Origin of the sequence: Clostridium acetobutylicum ATCC 824, assembly GCF_000008765.1 — a bacterium.
GTDB classification, from domain to species: Bacteria; Bacillota; Clostridia; order Clostridiales; family Clostridiaceae; genus Clostridium_S; species Clostridium_S acetobutylicum.
The window spans coordinates 1,451,115-1,468,878 of the sequence record NC_003030.1 but is presented as its reverse complement, the minus strand read 5'-3'; the positions used below and the strand labels follow the sequence as shown (position 1 = coordinate 1,468,878).

22 protein-coding genes are annotated in these 17,764 nt (G+C 29.3%); 5 read left to right on the top strand and 17 right to left on the bottom strand.

All coding sequences use genetic code 11. From position 1 onward, the window contains the following. Positions 1 to 13: 13 nt before the first annotated feature. Positions 14 to 184 (bottom strand): thioesterase, encoded by a 171-nt coding sequence (locus CA_RS06995; RefSeq protein WP_013913548.1) that lies wholly within the window; start codon positions 182 to 184, stop codon positions 14 to 16. A gap of 313 nt (positions 185 to 497) precedes the next feature. After that, on the bottom strand, positions 498 to 671 hold the full coding sequence (locus tag CA_RS06990; protein ID WP_010964637.1) for an aspartyl-phosphate phosphatase Spo0E family protein: 174 nt from the start codon (positions 669 to 671) through the stop codon (positions 498 to 500). A gap of 352 nt (positions 672 to 1,023) precedes the next feature. Here CA_RS06990 and CA_RS06985 point away from each other — a divergent pair, with 352 nt between their 5' ends. Continuing rightward, positions 1,024 to 1,269, top strand: coding sequence for a hypothetical protein (locus CA_RS06985; RefSeq protein ID WP_010964636.1), 246 nt, complete (start codon positions 1,024 to 1,026; stop codon positions 1,267 to 1,269). A gap of 173 nt (positions 1,270 to 1,442) precedes the next feature. On the opposite strand, the gene CA_RS06980 is transcribed toward CA_RS06985, so the two are convergent. From CA_RS06980 to CA_RS06945, 8 genes are all read right to left on the bottom strand, one after another. Continuing rightward, positions 1,443 to 2,300: a YitT family protein gene (locus CA_RS06980; protein WP_010964635.1), complete on the bottom strand. Its 858-nt coding sequence runs from the start codon at positions 2,298 to 2,300 to the stop codon at positions 1,443 to 1,445. Between the two features lie 375 nt (positions 2,301 to 2,675). Further along, a complete protein-coding gene (locus CA_RS06975; protein WP_010964634.1) occupies positions 2,676 to 3,029 on the bottom strand; it encodes a DUF1667 domain-containing protein in 354 nt (117 codons plus the stop codon). Position 3,030: 1 nt separating this feature from the next. Further along, positions 3,031 to 4,284: an NAD(P)/FAD-dependent oxidoreductase gene (locus CA_RS06970; protein WP_010964633.1), complete on the bottom strand. Its 1,254-nt coding sequence runs from the start codon at positions 4,282 to 4,284 to the stop codon at positions 3,031 to 3,033. Positions 4,285 to 4,300: 16 nt separating this feature from the next. Continuing rightward, complete coding sequence (locus tag CA_RS06965; RefSeq protein ID WP_010964632.1) at positions 4,301 to 5,728, bottom strand: NAD(P)/FAD-dependent oxidoreductase; 1,428 nt, start codon at positions 5,726 to 5,728, stop codon at positions 4,301 to 4,303. Between the two features lie 231 nt (positions 5,729 to 5,959). Further along, positions 5,960 to 7,456 (bottom strand): glycerol kinase GlpK, encoded by a 1,497-nt coding sequence (gene glpK / locus CA_RS06960; RefSeq protein WP_010964631.1) that lies wholly within the window; start codon positions 7,454 to 7,456, stop codon positions 5,960 to 5,962. Positions 7,457 to 7,486: 30 nt separating this feature from the next. Then, on the bottom strand, positions 7,487 to 8,044 hold the full coding sequence (locus tag CA_RS06955) for a glycerol-3-phosphate responsive antiterminator (RefSeq protein WP_010964630.1): 558 nt from the start codon (positions 8,042 to 8,044) through the stop codon (positions 7,487 to 7,489). 76 nt (positions 8,045 to 8,120) lie between these two features. Beyond that, positions 8,121 to 8,822, bottom strand: a complete 702-nt coding sequence (locus CA_RS06950) for an MIP/aquaporin family protein (RefSeq protein WP_010964629.1) — start codon at positions 8,820 to 8,822, stop codon at positions 8,121 to 8,123. Positions 8,823 to 9,211: 389 nt separating this feature from the next. After that, on the bottom strand, positions 9,212 to 9,724 hold the full coding sequence (locus tag CA_RS06945; RefSeq protein WP_010964628.1) for a hypothetical protein: 513 nt from the start codon (positions 9,722 to 9,724) through the stop codon (positions 9,212 to 9,214). 437 nt (positions 9,725 to 10,161) lie between these two features. Between CA_RS06945 and CA_RS06940 the strand changes: the two genes are divergently transcribed. After that, positions 10,162 to 10,932, top strand: coding sequence for a potassium channel family protein (locus tag CA_RS06940; protein ID WP_010964627.1), 771 nt, complete (start codon positions 10,162 to 10,164; stop codon positions 10,930 to 10,932). 173 nt (positions 10,933 to 11,105) lie between these two features. On the opposite strand, the gene CA_RS06935 is transcribed toward CA_RS06940, so the two are convergent. Further along, on the bottom strand, positions 11,106 to 11,459 hold the full coding sequence (locus tag CA_RS06935; RefSeq protein WP_010964626.1) for a hypothetical protein: 354 nt from the start codon (positions 11,457 to 11,459) through the stop codon (positions 11,106 to 11,108). A 406-nt stretch (positions 11,460 to 11,865) separates the two neighbouring features. Between CA_RS06935 and CA_RS06930 the strand changes: the two genes are divergently transcribed. Both CA_RS06930 and CA_RS06925 read left to right on the top strand, forming a co-directional pair. Then, on the top strand, positions 11,866 to 12,312 hold the full coding sequence (locus CA_RS06930; protein WP_010964625.1) for a peptidoglycan-binding domain-containing protein: 447 nt from the start codon (positions 11,866 to 11,868) through the stop codon (positions 12,310 to 12,312). A 13-nt stretch (positions 12,313 to 12,325) separates the two neighbouring features. Further along, positions 12,326 to 12,799: a hypothetical protein gene (locus CA_RS06925; protein WP_010964624.1), complete on the top strand. Its 474-nt coding sequence runs from the start codon at positions 12,326 to 12,328 to the stop codon at positions 12,797 to 12,799. Between the two features lie 105 nt (positions 12,800 to 12,904). Here CA_RS06925 and CA_RS06920 read toward each other — a convergent pair whose 3' ends face one another. From CA_RS06920 to CA_RS06910, 3 genes are all read right to left on the bottom strand, one after another. Further along, positions 12,905 to 13,525 (bottom strand): hypothetical protein, encoded by a 621-nt coding sequence (locus tag CA_RS06920; protein WP_010964623.1) that lies wholly within the window; start codon positions 13,523 to 13,525, stop codon positions 12,905 to 12,907. Between the two features lie 17 nt (positions 13,526 to 13,542). Beyond that, the gene (locus tag CA_RS06915) at positions 13,543 to 13,803 is read right to left on the bottom strand and encodes a DUF3467 domain-containing protein (protein ID WP_010964622.1); all 261 of its coding nucleotides are present in this window, start codon (positions 13,801 to 13,803) and stop codon (positions 13,543 to 13,545) included. 255 nt (positions 13,804 to 14,058) lie between these two features. Next, a complete protein-coding gene (locus CA_RS06910; RefSeq protein WP_013913547.1) occupies positions 14,059 to 14,388 on the bottom strand; it encodes a hypothetical protein in 330 nt (109 codons plus the stop codon). Positions 14,389 to 15,105: 717 nt separating this feature from the next. Here CA_RS06910 and CA_RS06905 point away from each other — a divergent pair. Then, positions 15,106 to 15,600 carry a tyrosine-type recombinase/integrase gene (locus CA_RS06905; RefSeq protein ID WP_010964621.1) on the top strand — a complete coding sequence of 165 codons (495 nt, stop codon included), beginning with the start codon at positions 15,106 to 15,108 and terminating at the stop codon, positions 15,598 to 15,600. Between the two features lie 328 nt (positions 15,601 to 15,928). Here CA_RS06905 and CA_RS06900 read toward each other — a convergent pair whose 3' ends face one another. The 3 genes from CA_RS06900 to CA_RS06890 form a co-directional block, all read right to left on the bottom strand. Then, positions 15,929 to 16,189 carry a hypothetical protein gene (locus CA_RS06900; RefSeq protein ID WP_013913546.1) on the bottom strand — a complete coding sequence of 87 codons (261 nt, stop codon included), beginning with the start codon at positions 16,187 to 16,189 and terminating at the stop codon, positions 15,929 to 15,931. A gap of 329 nt (positions 16,190 to 16,518) precedes the next feature. Continuing rightward, positions 16,519 to 17,112 carry a pentapeptide repeat-containing protein gene (locus tag CA_RS06895; protein ID WP_010964620.1) on the bottom strand — a complete coding sequence of 198 codons (594 nt, stop codon included), beginning with the start codon at positions 17,110 to 17,112 and terminating at the stop codon, positions 16,519 to 16,521. Positions 17,113 to 17,570: 458 nt separating this feature from the next. Beyond that, positions 17,571 to 17,720: a hypothetical protein gene (locus tag CA_RS06890; RefSeq protein WP_010964619.1), complete on the bottom strand. Its 150-nt coding sequence runs from the start codon at positions 17,718 to 17,720 to the stop codon at positions 17,571 to 17,573. Positions 17,721 to 17,764 lie beyond the last annotated feature (44 nt).

The window sequence follows — 17,764 nt, the reverse complement described above, 5'->3', positions numbered from 1 at the left end:
CCCTCAAATGTGATTAATCTTGTATTTTTGCAGAATGTCTTTCCCATTCATGTAAATCCCAATGAATTATTGAATCTTTACTTCCATTTAAAATAGTTATATTGCATCCTATAGGCTTACTTTTCTTTTTGTATTTATACAGCTCTAATATCCTAAAATCATTTTTTAATATTGGGGTTACCAATTTATTAACTGCTTCATCAAACTCCGAGTAAAAATCTTCTCCGTATCTTAACTCCTCTCCTTCAATTACTAAGATTGAAACAGCTAATCCACTATATTTACAATATACATCAAATTATTGTAATAAATATTACCATTAAACCCACTTTTAAATACATATTACATCTATTGCTAAAAAACGTCAAAGTACAAGGATAATAAATAACTAGCTGACTGTATTCATAATAATATTAGATTATCTTTTCTTTAATTAACTTCTAGATAAACATATTTTAAGTTATTAGAAAGAGAGGCATCAAGCCTCCCTACTTTTACTATCTTTTAGTACTGCTATCAATTATTTCGCTGTATTTATTCAAAATAGAATCTAGCATCTTACTCGCAGCAACAACTTGTGGATCAAGTAAATTTTCTTTTTCCATTATTAATTCTGTAAGTTTTTCTCTAAGATCTTGTATCTCTTTTTCTAAATCATCAATTTTCAACATTTTAAACCCTCCTTCCTAAAAATATTTTAAGAAAAGAGGTAATTATAGTACAATTTTACTTATTAAATATTATATTGTAAATTAACATTATCTTTGCTTTTACTGTTTAAATTAACATTTTTCATGCCACTCTTAAAATTGTCCATAAAAACTAGCAGAACTAGTTGCACAAATTCAGAGTCTTTTAGTAAAACTATGGTTTTAGGTCAAATTTTTTATGTAGTACAGATGGTATATTCGATCCAAATACTAAAAATATCGTAGAAAACTTCCAAATTAATTTAATGATAATAAATCATTTAAAGAATATTTTTTCATTAGGTGTAAAAAATATTAAAAGGAGGTGTTTGTTTTGGACAAATTAAGTATAGTAGGTATTTTAGTAGACGAGAGAACAAAATCCGCATCAAAAGTTCAAGAAGTTTTAACTAAATATGGAGATAGTATTATTTCTAGATTTGGGACCCATGATCCAGGCGAAAAGGAACATGGACTTATAACTTTGAATTTTAGAGGTGAAAATGAACGATTGACTTCACTAATGCATGATCTAGAGAAGTTGGACGTAGTTAAGGTGAAATCTATTAATATGAAGTAAATTTGTATTTCTAGAGAGGATATTATCTTATACAAAAAATTTAAATGGGGCTATTATTAGCATATTTCTTACACTACTTCTATAGCCCCACCAATAATCAAATATTTAATTTATTATTATGCTCTAAGGAATAATAAAATTGTATCTATTCTTTTAATATTAATACATAATTATTAATGAATTGCCTTCTTGCCATACATTTTTCCTGTAACATCAACACTTGCAATAGAAATTAATGCATTTTCATCAAAGTCATGTACAATACTTCTTAATTTAGCAATTTCTAGTCTTGATACAACCACATATATAACATTTGTTGTATCACCTTTATAAGCACCTTCCCCATGTAGTAATGTAACTCCTCTTCCAAGCCTACTAGTTAATGCACTAGAAATTTCTTTATGTTTATCAGATACAACAATTACTGATTTTGATTCATTCAATCCTTCAACCGTAATATCTATAGTTTTAAAAGCAATAAAGTAAGCAATTAGAGAATACATTGCTCTATCCCATCCAAATACTATACCTGAAGCTCCTAATATAAATAAGTTAAAAAACATTACGATTTCCCCAATAGAGAACCCGATTCTTTTATCTAATATAATAGCAACAATTTCAGTTCCATCTAATGAACCACCATTTCTTATAATTAATCCTACACCAGCACCGAGTATAATGCCTCCAAATATAGTTGCTAACAGTATATCGTGTGTTATCCCAGGAATTGGGTGTAAAACTGATACACCAATTGACAGACATATAACTGAAAATAATGTTGAAAAAGCAAAAGTTTTTCCAATTTGCTTGTAACCAACGATTAGAAAGGGTAGATTTAGTAGAAATATAAATATTCCTAGTGGAAGATTTATAAAATGATTTGCAATTATTGATATACCCGTTATTCCACCATCTATTATATTATTAGGTATTAAAAATATTTCTAACCCTACTGATGCAATAACAGAACCCAATACCATTAATAAAATTTTATTAATAAAAGTAAAAACATGACTATATTTCCTTTTCATTTAACATCTCCTCTTTATTTTATTCAATCATACTATATAAGCATTATTAAATTACAAATACAGCAAACTTATTTCGCAGAATTTTCTAAATATTTCAGTAAATATTATACTCTTGAAATTGCTTCAACATTAATTGCTATAAATTTAGAATTCTTAATTTTAAGCTATAAAGGTAATTTAATTATAACATATATAAAAAAGCATATCAAATTTCAACATTTGTTTAAAACACGGTTTACTTTATAATCCAACACTTAATTACACATAATTTATATTGTCCATTTTACTCGTATATAAATTAATACTAGGCATTAAAAAAGAGGTTAGAATTTTTTTCTGACCTCTCTTCAATATATACGCTTCTTTTAACTATTTTTATATACCTGATACATTCTTAGTTGCAACAACATCTATACCTGTTCCAAGTACATTTTTAATTACCACATCTCCTATTTTTACAGGGGCATTTATCACAGCTTTATTAATCTCTTCCATACATCCCATAGTAAGTTTTTTAGGTATTGGTTCTTTAGTTTTTACAGGAACTATTACTGCCTCTCCTTTTTCTACTTTAACTGTTGAAGTTATGGTTCTAACTGGATTTGTAATTTCGTTAACTCCATATTCAGCACCTCTAGGACAATTATTTCCTTCTACCCTTAAGCTTTTATCATCAACCTTTAAATGGCAGCCCTTAGGACAACAAATACATATTAATTCTATTTCCATTTTATTCACCATCCTCCAATGATATTGTTATATCACTCTTAATTTTATCTAAAAAAGCCTTGCCTAAAACCACTTTTTCCATTTCAGATGGTGCTAAATGAGCCCTCTTAAACTTAGCTATAACTTCTTCTTTGCTTCTAACTACTAACACCTTATTGTGATATATATTATTTACTCTCATAAATATAGTTAACCTATCCTCGACATCATCTACATTAAGCTTTTGAGGAACTGTATAATTAACATTTGTTCCATTCACTATATTTACATACTTGTCTTTTTTTAGTTCACCTTTAATATACTTTGCAGCTGAAGCTCCTGTACGTTTTGATTCTTCTGTTACAAAATCAACTAAATCATGAACATGTACTACATTACCACAGGCAAATATTCCATCTATAGACGTTTCCATACTTTCAGTTACCCTTAGACCATTTGTTCTTCTATCTAACTCTATTCCAGCATTAGATGATAACTCATTTTCTGGAATTAGACCAACTGATAATAACAGTGTATCCGCATCAAATTCAATTTCTGTGCCCTTAATTGGTCTTCTGTTTTCATCAACTTTAGCTATTATTACTTTTTCAAGTCTTTCTTTTCCAATGATATCCGTAACCGTGTGTGACAAATATAGTGGTATATTGTAATCGTTTAAGCATTGCACTATATTTCTGTTCAAGCCATTTGAATATGGACATAACTCAACAACAGCTTTAACTTTTGCTCCTTCAAGAGTCATTCTTCTCGCCATTATAAGACCTATATCTCCTGATCCTAAAATAACAACCTCTTTTCCTGGCATGTATCCTTCTACATTAATATATCTTTGAGCTGCACCTGCTGTAAACACACCTGCTGGTCTATCTCCTGGTATATTAATTGCTCCTCTAGTTCTTTCCCTACACCCCATAGAAAGAATTATTGCTTTAGCCTCAAGTTCCATGTACCCCTCTTTTGAATTTATTGCGTAAACTTTTTTATCCTTTGTTATCTCAAGTACCATAGTATTGAGTTTAACCTCAACATTAGTGTCTTTAACCATTTCAATGAACCTATCTGCGTATTCAGGTCCCGTAAGCTCCTCTTTAAAGGTATGCAGGCCAAAACCATTGTGAATACATTGATTTAATATACCACCCAGTTCCTTGTCTCTTTCTAAAATCAAAATATTTTTTATTCCATTGTTATATGCCTCATATGCTGCTGCAAGACCTGCTGGTCCTCCACCAACAACTATTAATTCATAATTCATAATGTTACCTCACCTTCTATTTAGTTTTTCCTACTAAAATATAAGAATTATCCTTTTCCAAAACAACATTTTCTAGTGGGATATTATATTCCCTTGCAATTATTTCTTGGACTCTTGGTCCACAGAAACCTCCCTGGCACCTTCCCATTCCTGGTCTACATCTTCTCTTAATTCCATCTAAGGAAAGTACTCCAAAACTCCTTTTAATTGCAGCTACAATTTCACCTTCTGTTATACTTTCGCATCTGCATATTATTTTTCCATACATATCATTTTTCTTTATTAATTCTGCTTTTTTTTCAGGCGATAACTCCATAAAATGTATTTGTTCTCTTTCTTTTATAAAATCATCTTTCTTTTTCAAACTACATCCCGCTGAACTCAGTATATTAACCACATCTACGGCAATAGCTGGCGCTGATGATAATCCTGGTGATTTCATCCCTGCAACATCAATAAACCCTTTAACTTCATCGTTTTCTTCAACTATAAAATCTCCTGTATCTGGATTAGCTCTAAGTCCTGCAAAGTTTCTTATAGACTCTCTGAAATTCACTTCTTTTGTAGAACGCATAGAGGCCTCTTTTACATAGTCAAGTCCCTCAAAAACAGTTCCAACGTCTTCTTTATCCTCCACATCCCTAGCATCAGGTCCTACAAGTAAATTACCATGTACTGTTGGTGTTATTAAAACTCCTTTACCCAATTTTGATGGGCATTGAAATATTGTATGTTTTACAACATTTCCTTGGCTTTTATCCATTACAAAATACTCTCCACTTCTTGGAGATATCTTAAAACTCTCTTTGCAAACTAAATTATGAATTTTATCTGCATAAACCCCAGCAGCATTTATTACAAACTTTGCCTCAATTGTTTCCCCATCTTCAGTTCCAATCTTAAACACATCTCTCTTTTTTATTGAAACAACTTCCTTCTTTAGTTTTATTTTTCCACCATTTGTAACTCCATTTTCTGCTAATGCAATTGTATATTCAAACGGACCAACTATACCACCAGTTGGTGCATATAATGCTCCCTCTATTTTGTCATTAAGGTTTGGTTCCATTTTTAATACTTCATCCCTATTTAAAATCTTTAATCCTTTTACACCTAACTTACTTCCATTTTCATAAAGATGTTTTACTTTAAACATATCTTCTTTATCAAAGGCTAATACCAATGATCCATTTCTTTTAAACGGTACACTTAATTCTTTGCATAACTCTTCAAACATCTCATTTCCTTTTACATTATACTTTGCCATTAAAGTACCTTCTTCAGGATCATATCCAGCATGAACTATTGCAGAATTTGCCTTGCTTGTTCCCATAGAAACATCCTTTTCTTTTTCTAAAACAACTACCCTTAGATCATATTTGGTTAACTCTCTAAATATTGAGCATCCAATAACACCTGCTCCAATTATTGCAACATCATACATATTAAATCCTCCCTCCAATTATAAAACCCTTAAAATTTTGATATACAAAAGTTCTGATTTTTAACATAATATCTATGTATACCTAAAACAATTTAAACATAAAAAAGCCAAGCAAAAACAAAGGTGTAATCACCAAAGTTTTATGCTTGACTCTATTTTCTCTAAGCATTTATTTTCAATTTTAAATACATTATATCACAAAAGTGTATTTTTGTCCATTAAATACAAAATTTATTCTTCCCAGCCCTGAACTCTTTCAACTGCTCTCTTCCAACCGTTATATAATCTTATTTTCTCATCCTCATCTAAATTCGGAGTATACACCTCACTCACAGACCACTTCTCGGCAATTTCTTCTTTTGACTTCCAAAAGCCTACAGCAAGTCCGGCTAAATAAGCTGCACCAAGTGCTGTTGTTTCAGTTATTATAGGTCTTACAACTTCTGTTCCTGTAATGTCTGCTTGAAACTGCATTAATAAATTATTTCTACTAGCTCCTCCATCAACTTTAATTCTTGTAATTTCACATCCCGAATCTTCTTTCATTGCATCTATAAGATCTCTTGACTGATATGCAATAGCTTCAAGTGCCGCTCTAATTATATGGTTTTTATTTGCGCCTCTTGTCAGACCAAAAATTGCTCCTCTAGCATACATATCCCAATATGGAGCTCCAAGACCAGTAAATGCTGGTACCACATATACTCCACCATTGTCATTCACTTTTTTAGCAAAATACTCTGTATCCGCAGCATCGCTAACTAACTTAAGTTCATCTCTAATCCACTGAATAACTGCCCCCCCAACAAACACTGAACCTTCTAATGCATATTGAACTTTCCCTTCTAATCCAATTGCAATTGTCGTTACTAGTCCATTTTTACTCTGAATTATATTTTCTCCTGTATTCATAAGTAAAAAGCATCCTGTGCCATAAGTATTTTTAACACTACCTTCTTCAAAACAGGTTTGACCAAATAATGCACATTGTTGATCTCCTGCCATGCCTGCTATTGGTACTCTAATACCACCTTTACCTCCAAGGTTTGTATATCCATAAACTTCGGATGAATTTTTAACTTCTGGTAGCATTGATCTTGGAATATTAAGTTTTCTTAAAATTCTTTCATCCCATTTTAATTCCTTTATATTATAAAGCATAGTTCTAGATGCATTTGTGTAATCGGTTACATGGACTTTGCCATTTGTTAGCTTCCATACAAGCCAAGTATCAACTGTACCAAATAGCAATTCACCTTTTTCAGCTTTTTCTCTTGCACCCTCTACATTATCTAATATCCACTTTATTTTTGTTGCTGAAAAATATGCATCTAATATTAATCCTGTATTTTCTTTTACATAATCTGAAAACTCTTTATCTCTCTTAAGTCCTTCCACTATATCTGCTGTTCTTCTACACTGCCATACAATAGCATTATACACAGGTTCTCCAGTATTTTTGTCCCAAACAATTGTTGTTTCTCTTTGATTAGTAATTCCTATTGCTGCAATATTTTCTTGAGTTATATTAGCTTTTGCCATTACTTCTTGCAAAACTCCATATTGACTTGACCATATCTCTAAAGGATTATGCTCAACCCATCCTTTACTCGGATAGATTTGAGTAAATTCCTTTTGACTAATTTCTAATATATTTTGTTCATGGTCAAATATTATTGCTCTTGAACTTGTAGTTCCTTGATCTAATGCTATTATATATTTCTTCATGATACACCAGCTTTCTAATATTCTAAAAATTTACATCTCCCAAATCTCTTTCCTGGTTGTTGATACACATGTTGCTCCATATTTTAAAGCCTCAATTACTTCTTCTTTTGTTTCAATTAGTCCCCCAGCAACTACTGGTTTGTTAGAATGCTTTGCAATAATTTGAAGCACCTTTGGAATTACTCCCGGCAATACTTCTATTGCATCACACTCAGATATAATATGACTCTTAACATTATTTAATGAAATAGTATCAAAAATAAAAACTCTTTGAACCGCTATTAAATTATGCTTTATAGCATTTTTTACAATTTGGGACTTTGTACTGATTATACCGTCAAATTCAGTCTCTTCTTTAATATATCTTATAACAACCTCTTTATTAGTGAGACCTTCTACCAAATCAATATGAATTATTCCTATTTTGTTTTTGGATTTTATAAGCTTACTTATTTCTTTTATGCTAACTATGTCTCCAAATAAAACAAATACAATTTGTATTTCAGAGTTCACTGCTAATTGTAGTTGTTCCTGATTTTTAACTGCTGCTATTACAGGGTTTTCTTCTAATAATTCTCTTATATTCATGAATTCCTCCAAGTAAACATTATCCTTTATATTTAATACACCTTGTATACTTTTAATTATATATTATATTTATATGCTATAAAAGCAGCATATAGCATACTGCACCGATAATACCACCTACTACTGGTGCAATTATTGGAATCCATGCATAAGACCAATTCGAATCACCTTTGTTCGGTATAGGTAATACTAAATGTGCAATTCTTGGCGCTAAGTCTCGAGCTGGATTAATTGCATATCCTGTTGGACCACCTAAACTCAAACCTATTACCAAAATCAAAAATCCTACAAATACTGCACCCATTCCATTTTTTAGATTTTGTGCTCCCACGCCTAAAATTCCAAATACCAATACAAACGTTCCAATGACTTCACATAAGAAATTAATTAAACTATTTCTTACAGCCGGTACTGTACAAAATACCCCAAGCTTGTCAGTTTTATTTTCGCTGCATTTAAATTGATCATAATAAACAACAAACACTAAAACCGCTCCTAAAAAGGCCCCAATAAATTGACCAGCTAAATAAATCGGTACCTTAGCCCAGGCTACTTTTCCTATCACCGCAAGCGCAATTGTTAATGCAGGATTAAACTGATTACTGTAACTTCCAAAAATCAAAGCCGGAATTGCTACTGCAAATGCCCACCCCATTGTTATTACAATCCACCCTGAAGCGTGGCCCTTTGAGTTTTTAAGAACAACATTAGCAACAACACCATCACCTAAAAGAATGAGTAATAAAGTACCTACTAATTCTGCAAAAAAAATTGTCATAGCATCAACTCCTCTTAAATTGTAAAATCAATTGAGCTTATTATACTTTCTTAAAGCCATCCCTCCAAAACTTATACTATATGAATTTTGACAAAATAATAGCCGCATAAAACTTATCCTACCTTAAAACAATACTTTTCAATATTGCACAAGATAGATTTTCAAATTTACTTAGCTATTACTAAAATAGTACATTCTAATATAAAAAAGTTAATACTATTTACTAAGCAAATTCAGTTTTACACGGCTTATTCTCTAAATTCTCTATAGCCATTTTGAATTTCTTCTAGTCTTAATGTAAATGTTTACTCTATATGATTAGTATTACATATTTATCTTATGGTGTCAACATTAGTTAATAAAATAACACACCATCTTTTATAAATCATCTAATTTTTAAAAATGGAATTAAAAATATTTATATATTCTTTAGATTGTTCAGGTGTTAACACTCCATCTATTCTTAGTAATACATTATCCTTTTGCTCTATGTACTGTGTAAGCATCGGCATAGATTTTATTATTTTTTCTAAATAATCTTTTCTTGCTGTAGCATCATCCTTATTTTTAAACAACTCAATTGAGCAATCTACTTGAGAATCCTTAGATCTATTATCTTTCCATGTTACTTTTTCCGTATATTGGTTAGGTCTGCCTAAAAGCTTGTTTGAATCATTATCAGCCGTAACAACAGTTATATTTGTCATATATGCTGATTCTTTTTTCTTTAATTCATCTAGTACTGATTGTGCTGTTTTAGGCTTAGGCTTGGCTATAGTCTTTGCTGTATTACTATTGGATTTTTTACTTGTAGAACTTTCAGAACATCCAACAAAAGATGTTAAAATTATAATTGCACTTAAAAATAAAGCCAATCTGTTTTTATACACTTTCTTTTTCATTTTACCATTACCCTTCTATATATATTTATTTTACGTTCAGACCTCTGCTCATATTTATATAGTAGAATTAAAACTCCAATTGTAATTAATGATACTAGAACAATTCCCACTTCCACTATAACTTTTATGAAACTAATAATCAAACGTAATATAAGTAAGACAACTCCATTGAAGCAATCATTTATAAAGATTGTATCTTAATACCTTTTGTACTAATAATACTCACTTAATTGTAACAATTTATTAACATTTGTCAATAGTTACATCTTATACCCTCTTAAACTTGAGCTATAAAACACTTTTAAAATATACTAAACCTTGGTATTTGATTAAACTATAGCTATATATCTCAATCTATACGTCAAATATGGAAATTGCATCAACTTGAAATTATACCTGTTTTATAAAATAATATAATTATATAAGGGGGATTTACATTGAATATTACAACGCATAATAAAATACTATACGAATTAACTTCATCTCTATTAGCTTTAATTGCATCTATTATGTTAATCATAGAATTATCAGTTAAACTATCCAACGAAACTCTATACATATTTGATACAATCGATAATATTATCTTAATTATTTTTACGATAGACTATTTCTTAAGGCTTTATATATCAAAAGATAAAAAAAAATTCTTCAAAGAAAACATAATAGACTTACTTTCAATCATTCCATTTAATTCAATTTTTCAAGGCTTTAGATTGTTAAAAATATCGAAATTATTAAAATTTACAAAACTAATTAAATTTCTAAAATTATTTATGGCATTTTCTCTGCTACTAAGATTTAAAAGCCATTTTACAAAATTTGTAAAAACCAATAATTTTCACTATGTTATTTATACTACAATATTTGTGCTGATTACTGGAACTATAGGAATGCATTTAACGGAGGGACTTTCTTTAGGAAATGCTCTTTGGTGGAGCTTTGTTACTATAACTACTGTGGGCTATGGAGATATATCTCCTTCCACTCCATTTGGAAGAGTAATAGCGAGTATACTTATGCTTATAGGCATAGGTTTTTTAAGTATGCTTACAGGAACTATCTCAACCTTCTTTATTAGTAAAAAGAATGGTATAAGCTACAGAAACGAAATAATTGAAAATATAAAATCTAAATTAGATAACTTTGATGAGCTAAGTACTGAAGATATAAATGATATTTGCAGCATATTAAAAACTCTTAAAAATTAAGAAGTAAATTTTTAATATCAAATTTATTTAAGTTATCTTCCTTTTTCCTCTTAGTAATGTATTCTTCTAAGTTAAGTATAGATATTTTAAAAAGCATCTCATATAATTCCATTTTCTATTGTTATTTTGCTTTTAAGTAAATTATAAAAGGAGCAATAACATGCTCCCTTTTTTTATTTTGTACCAGTATACAATTCTTTATTTTTAACAATATGAAATATAATTAATGCTGCAAATATAAAGCTTAATATAGACCATATTTGTAAATCTTTATATGTTCCCACATTTGCGATACCTATAATGCCACCAATAGCATAAAAAACTATAGATGTAATAGTCATACCTTTACTATATTTTGATACTATTGCAATTATACCTGCAATTAACATGCATACTGCGAGAATAAATCCTGCTGATCCACTTGATGATTTTGACTTTTCAAGAGCATTGCTTACTCCTGCCGCACAACTCTGAAATGAAATTAACACAAATAAAACAATACTAATTATACCTATTACTTTTTTCAATAAAAACATCTCCTTTAGTTTGTCCAACATTTATTTTAACAAAATATTCATAATTATTCAAGAATATTGTAAATAATTGTATAATAGTATACCTACTTAGTATACATTATGGTATAAAAATAACCTATATTGGCATATAGTTTACTAAAAAAGATATTTAACACTTAGTTATTATTAAAGTAAATGTTACCATACATGCTACATTGCAACATTAAAATTACAGAATATTTAAAATTGGTGGAATATTTAATTAAAGTAACAATTTTACACCTAATCGTCGTAGATTGTCTCATTTAGATAATTACAATGAGAACTAGTTAAATACAACATTTTACATTTATTCCGATAAGTTGTACGCTTTATTTGTATTAAAAATACATTTAATGAAATTTAAGGGGGATTCAAAATGAAAAACTTAAAATTAAAAGCTTTATCTTTAGGAATTGTTTCTACTGTATTAATTTCTTCTAGTGCTTTTGCTGCTATACCCACAGTTATACAAAATCATCCTATTCCAAAAGTATCCGCACCAGTTGCTACTAACTTAAATGCTACTAAATCTAAAATGTTTGCTTCTACTAGAACATATGGTACTAGCTTTGGTCGTTATATGACAGCTCAGCAAGTTATTGACAACGGCGGTATTATACAAGAAGGTGATACAGGAGAACCTGTTGCAGATATACAACGTAGATTAGGTATTTACGATGATGGAATTTTTGGTAGTGCTACTTATTCTGCTGTAGTAGACTTTCAGAGACGCATTGATCGTGAGTTTCATAGAAATGGCTATTCAGATCCACTTGCTTTAGATGGTATTGTAGGCGCTCAAACTTGGTATTACTTAAAATAAAGGAGTATTAATTATGAAATTTAACAAAATCACATCGCTATTAATAGCTTTTTCTATTATTGGTACAAGTACTTTATCCGTTTCAGCAACTACTATGGCTAAAACCAATAAATCAAATACAAATATACAAAGTAAATTATATGATTCGGAGACTAACTTATTAAATCCTACAATCGATTTAAATGGAACTATTAGTTGGAATCCCGTAGTAAATGTAGCTTATTATACATTTACTATATCAAAAGAAAAAACATTTAATAACGGAACATTTGCTACTCCAGTATTTAACGGGATTCATGATGCACCAACTACTAGTATATCATTTGGTGCAGATATATATAGTAATTATGGATTTGGAACTTATTTCGCTGAAGTTAACGCTTTTGATAAAAATGGTAGCCTTCTACAAAGAGATATATCCGTTTATTATTATGATAATAGTGATTATTATGGCCCTAAGCTTACAAAGATATTTCCTAATTCATAAACGCCGTTACAAATAATCTAAAATAAAAGTCCCCAGAATAGTTTTTATGCTACTCTAGGGATTTCTTATATTAGTTATTTCGCAGTTGTTTTCATAGATTATATTTTATTTGATGCTTTTTATACAAAGCATGATAATTGCAACTAAAACTCCTGATAATGTTGCTGATATTATTGGGGCTAGTAAAAATTGCTTCCACCATTTACTTTTTTCATCCATGTTACCTATATTATTTCTAATTATAGATAAGTCTTTAGTGTCTTCTTTTATATCTTTTATACTGCTTTTTATATTATCGCATATATCCTCTTTTATATAATCTAAACTTTTTTTCAAAACTATCGTTCTCTTATCTATTCCTTCTACTCTATGCGATAAATCATCTATTTTGTTCATTAATGTTTTTGATGAATCGTTCACTCTACTTGATAGGTTATTTAAGTTATCATTGGTAAGTTTATTTTGGTTGATTATAATGTCGTTTAAATTTTTTAACTTATTAGCGATTCCTTCAATCTCCACCGACAACTTCTCCACCTCCATATTTAAATCTACTGTAGATTTGGATTTAAAAATTTTATTTGCATATGTAGTCCCTTGTAAAAAACCTAATTTATACCCTTCATGGAACAATTCCTCAACAAACTCCTGTGTATATAATATATTACTATGTGTAGAATCTTCTATGTATATACTATTATTAATTTCTTTCTGCTTTTTATTCATATTTACTGATTACCCAATTATAATTCATTTGGTAATTTTATTTCACCAAATTTTTTTTCGTACTCAAATATATTGCGATTTAACATATTTGCAAGAGGACTCATAATTACTCTTGCCAATTGTTTAATTGTTGGTTTACCATTTTTAGAATATTGAGATTCAAAAATAAATTGTAAATCATATATACTCGTCTCCATCCTTACAGAATTACTATATAAAGATACCATGCTACTATCATCATATTCAATATCTTCTGGGCTAATACTAATTTCTGCCATTTTTATCTTTCTACTCTATAATTTGCATTTAATTATATAATAGCATAATTTACCTCAATATTACATACATGGATTAAATAATTATAATTTTGGTATAAAGCAGAACTATGAATAATGATAAAAGGCTTATTACTTATTTTATAAAACATCTTGGCAATTAGGCCCAGATTCTTGTTTGTTTTCAATTAATGAAAAGCAAAATAAGCACCTGAAATGTTTTTTTGCATTACACCAGATACTCATCTGATATATTAGTTATTTTACGGCACTCTGAATTGAAGTAAGTTTATTAGTAAGCTCTGTATTTTTATTTACTAACTCTGTATTGCTAGCCTGTAATTTTGCTTTTTCTGTAGTTAATTGGCTTATCTGTAATTGTAAAGTGTTTTGCTCCTGACTCTTCTTTTCTGTATCTATCTTGGAATCATATATAATCTGCTCTAGTACTGCATCTATAAATATATCTGAAGATAGAGTCTCGCTTATGTTAGCTACTTTTAGTCCTGCTGATATAAGTTTTTTTGCATTATCTTTTCTTTGATCTGCAGGTAACTGTGATGATATATATAATTGTTTTGTTCCCATGACAGATTTATATACTATTTTGTCAATTATATCTAATAAATTTAGAGTTTTATTATTAGGTACTAAAGAGTCAGCTGCCCTTATTGCAGTTCCAACATCTCCGACTACTGTTTGTGCTCCGTCTAAAACGGTGCCTGTGTTTTAAATCCCTTCTTTTTTAAATGTGCAAATCCGTATCCTACAACTCCGCACACTCCTAAAATTATTAATAATGCAATTATAAAATTATATTTTTCCATTTATATTTACCCCCAAAATTTTATTTTTTTATATTAAAAAGAACTATATTTCTATAGTCCTAATAATGCTCTTCATGTATTTTTACTAACAATTCCATCCGAATATAATCCATGTTACCTTTTAAAATTCTTAATAGCTGTTTGAGTTTGGTATCCGTTTATACCGTCTGCGTTAACTCCAAGTCTTTCTTAAATCCACTTAGTTTATATTTCCTCTTGAATATTTATGGACTGTTGGACATGCTGATAAAGTTCTTTTTCTTGCAATATTGTCTATCTTTAAATTGCCAAAGCCTTGCCTATTTAATTCCCTTTGTATGCTCGATATAGATGATGTATCTATATTCGTCTGTGTAGTTACATTATTTGCTTGCTGTGGTGCTCCTGTGAAAGTTTAACATAGCGTTAAAACTAGTTCTAGAAGTAGGATTAAGACGTGGAGAACTTGGAGGATTAGAGTGGTCAAATATAAACTATAGTGATAAACACTTTAACCATAAAAAACAATTTAATTTATACAAATGGATATGTAAAAATGTCTTCTCCTAAAACTATAGAAAGTCAAAGGTCTGTTTATATTTCCAATTTTATATTAAGTTTATTGAAAACTCTACATCATAAACAATTAGAAAACAAATCGAATGCTAAAGAATTTTACAAAGATAACATGTTTGATGGTAAAAGGTATGACTTGATTATGACATGGTGTTCAGGTAAATATATTCATCCCATGTTATATACAAATAAAATTAAAAAAGTTTTAAAAGCTGCAAAAATAAATAAAAATGTTAGATTTCATGATTTAAGGCATACAAATGCAACTCTTTTACTACAACAAGGCACTGACTTAAAAGTTATACAGGAACGTTTAGGCCATAAAGATATCGCTACAACTGCTAATATTTATTCTCATGTTAATAAAAGCATGCAAAAAGCTGCCACTGAAAAACTACTAAACATATTAAAAGATTAGTATGGCAATAGTATGGCAAAATAAAAAACACTAAGCACGAAACCTAGTGTTTTCAATGGACGACTAAACCTGTAAGCCGAGTTCTGTATTTGCGAACAGCGGTATTTTTATGTATCCTCATTTATCTTAATATATCTTTAAAGCCTTACAAATTCTAACTTTATAAGCACTCTTATATTTTACTTTATTCTAATTTATCTTAGTTTATTTTGTGGAATGTCGGAAGAATATCGGAAGTTTTTCATTTCTGTCAACCATTATATTCATGTTATTATTTCCTCTCTACCTATACATTTTTATTACACATTTTATGTTAAAATCACTAATTTTAACGCTCCTTTTGCTGCACCATAAAATCCAAAGTCTCCAAAGCTTCCTCAGCAGCATCAACAATATTTTGATTATCTGATGATAGATAGTTACTTATTATGTTTCTATACTGTATCCTACAACTTGCTCCCATTATTGTTATGATGTTTTCTACAATTTGGTTGGTTTCAATATTTAAATATTCTTTTAAGAACGATATATCAAAATCATCTAAATGTGAAATATGAAGAAATGCTGCACAAATAACATCAATACACACTTCTATGATTTCATTGTCCGTAGATTTAACAACTCCATTTTTATTTTATCTAAATAGTTTAATGCATCATTTACTGAAATATCCTTATCGTATTCAAAAATATCTCCTATATGATAAATTGAATTTATTAGATTTTTTATTACTACTCATGTTAATCTCTTCTTCCTGCAAACACTAATGCTACTTGAGATGAATTTATTCACAAAAAATAATAAACCAACCTACTTAATTTTCAAATGATTCATTATATTTCACTTCGGTATGATAATTACAAATAAGGATTATTTTATTTATAGATTATCTTAAAACAAATTTGTTTTTTATCATTACTACAAGCAGTTTTCTAACACCCATTTCTTTGCTTCTTGTGATTTCAGCAATATCGGTTTCTCAAATGTACCAATATTAATACTTTCAAAATGAGCTTCTTCTATACCTTTAATATTTCTTAATTTTACTCCATTTAGTAATGTCTCCTCAAATGTGGATAGACTTATATCTACATTATCCAATGTTGCATTGCTAAAATCAGTTAAGTAAAAGTAATCATTTATCAGATTACAATTTATTAAATTAACATTTCTAAATATTGATTCCCAACAATCACTTTTGCTAAACCTAACATTTTTTATAACAGCATCAGAAAAATCTGTATAACTTAAATCTGTTTTGTAAAAATCACATCCTCTTAAGTTAGTATTTTTATAAGTTGATGAACATAGAAGTGATGTATGAAAATCTATATTTTCAAGGTTAAGATTGTCAAATACACACTCTGCTAGATTTGCTTGTTCAAACAGTTTATCAGATAAATCAAATTTTCTAAAATCTACTTCCTCTAAACATAACTTTTCACCCTCATGACCACTTGTCTCAACCCATCTTTTGTGCAATTCAAACTTATTATCAATATTATACGACATATATTCCTCACTATCTAAGTATGTTTTCTCTGTTTTGAATAATTTATCTTTTAACACTACTATGTAGAAATATATATTTTATTAGTACGGTAACAAATTTATTTATGCTACCATTCTATTTTGCGTTAGCCCTATATCCTAATATTCCTGCAACAAAAATAGCATACATGCTATAAAACAAAATATGAAAGATATGATATTACTTATTAAGATAGCAAAAATTGATGCTATTAAATCTGAAATACTAGCTAATATCATTCCATTAGCACTCATTTCCGTTCGCTTCTATACAAAAATGCAAATACTAATCTTATTACCTAAAATATCAGGCATATAAGTGCTACCCTTGTTGTTGCTTCTGCATTTTTATGATTCATTGTCGCATTACCAGAAATAAAAAATAAGATTCTGCAACTTAAAATGAAAAATTTTATCTTTATAGTTATGTTTAGCATATCCTATATGTTCGTCCAGTTCTCCTTTGAACATCTGCTGAAACAAATTTTTAAACAACTCTTCAATATATTTTGAACATCCTCGACTGTTTTTACATTTGGATCTTTAGCAAGTATTTTTATTAGTTCATCTTCAGAGAAAACATAGTCCATGCTCCCTTCATTCTGATAATTTATTATATCATCTTCTGAAGTTT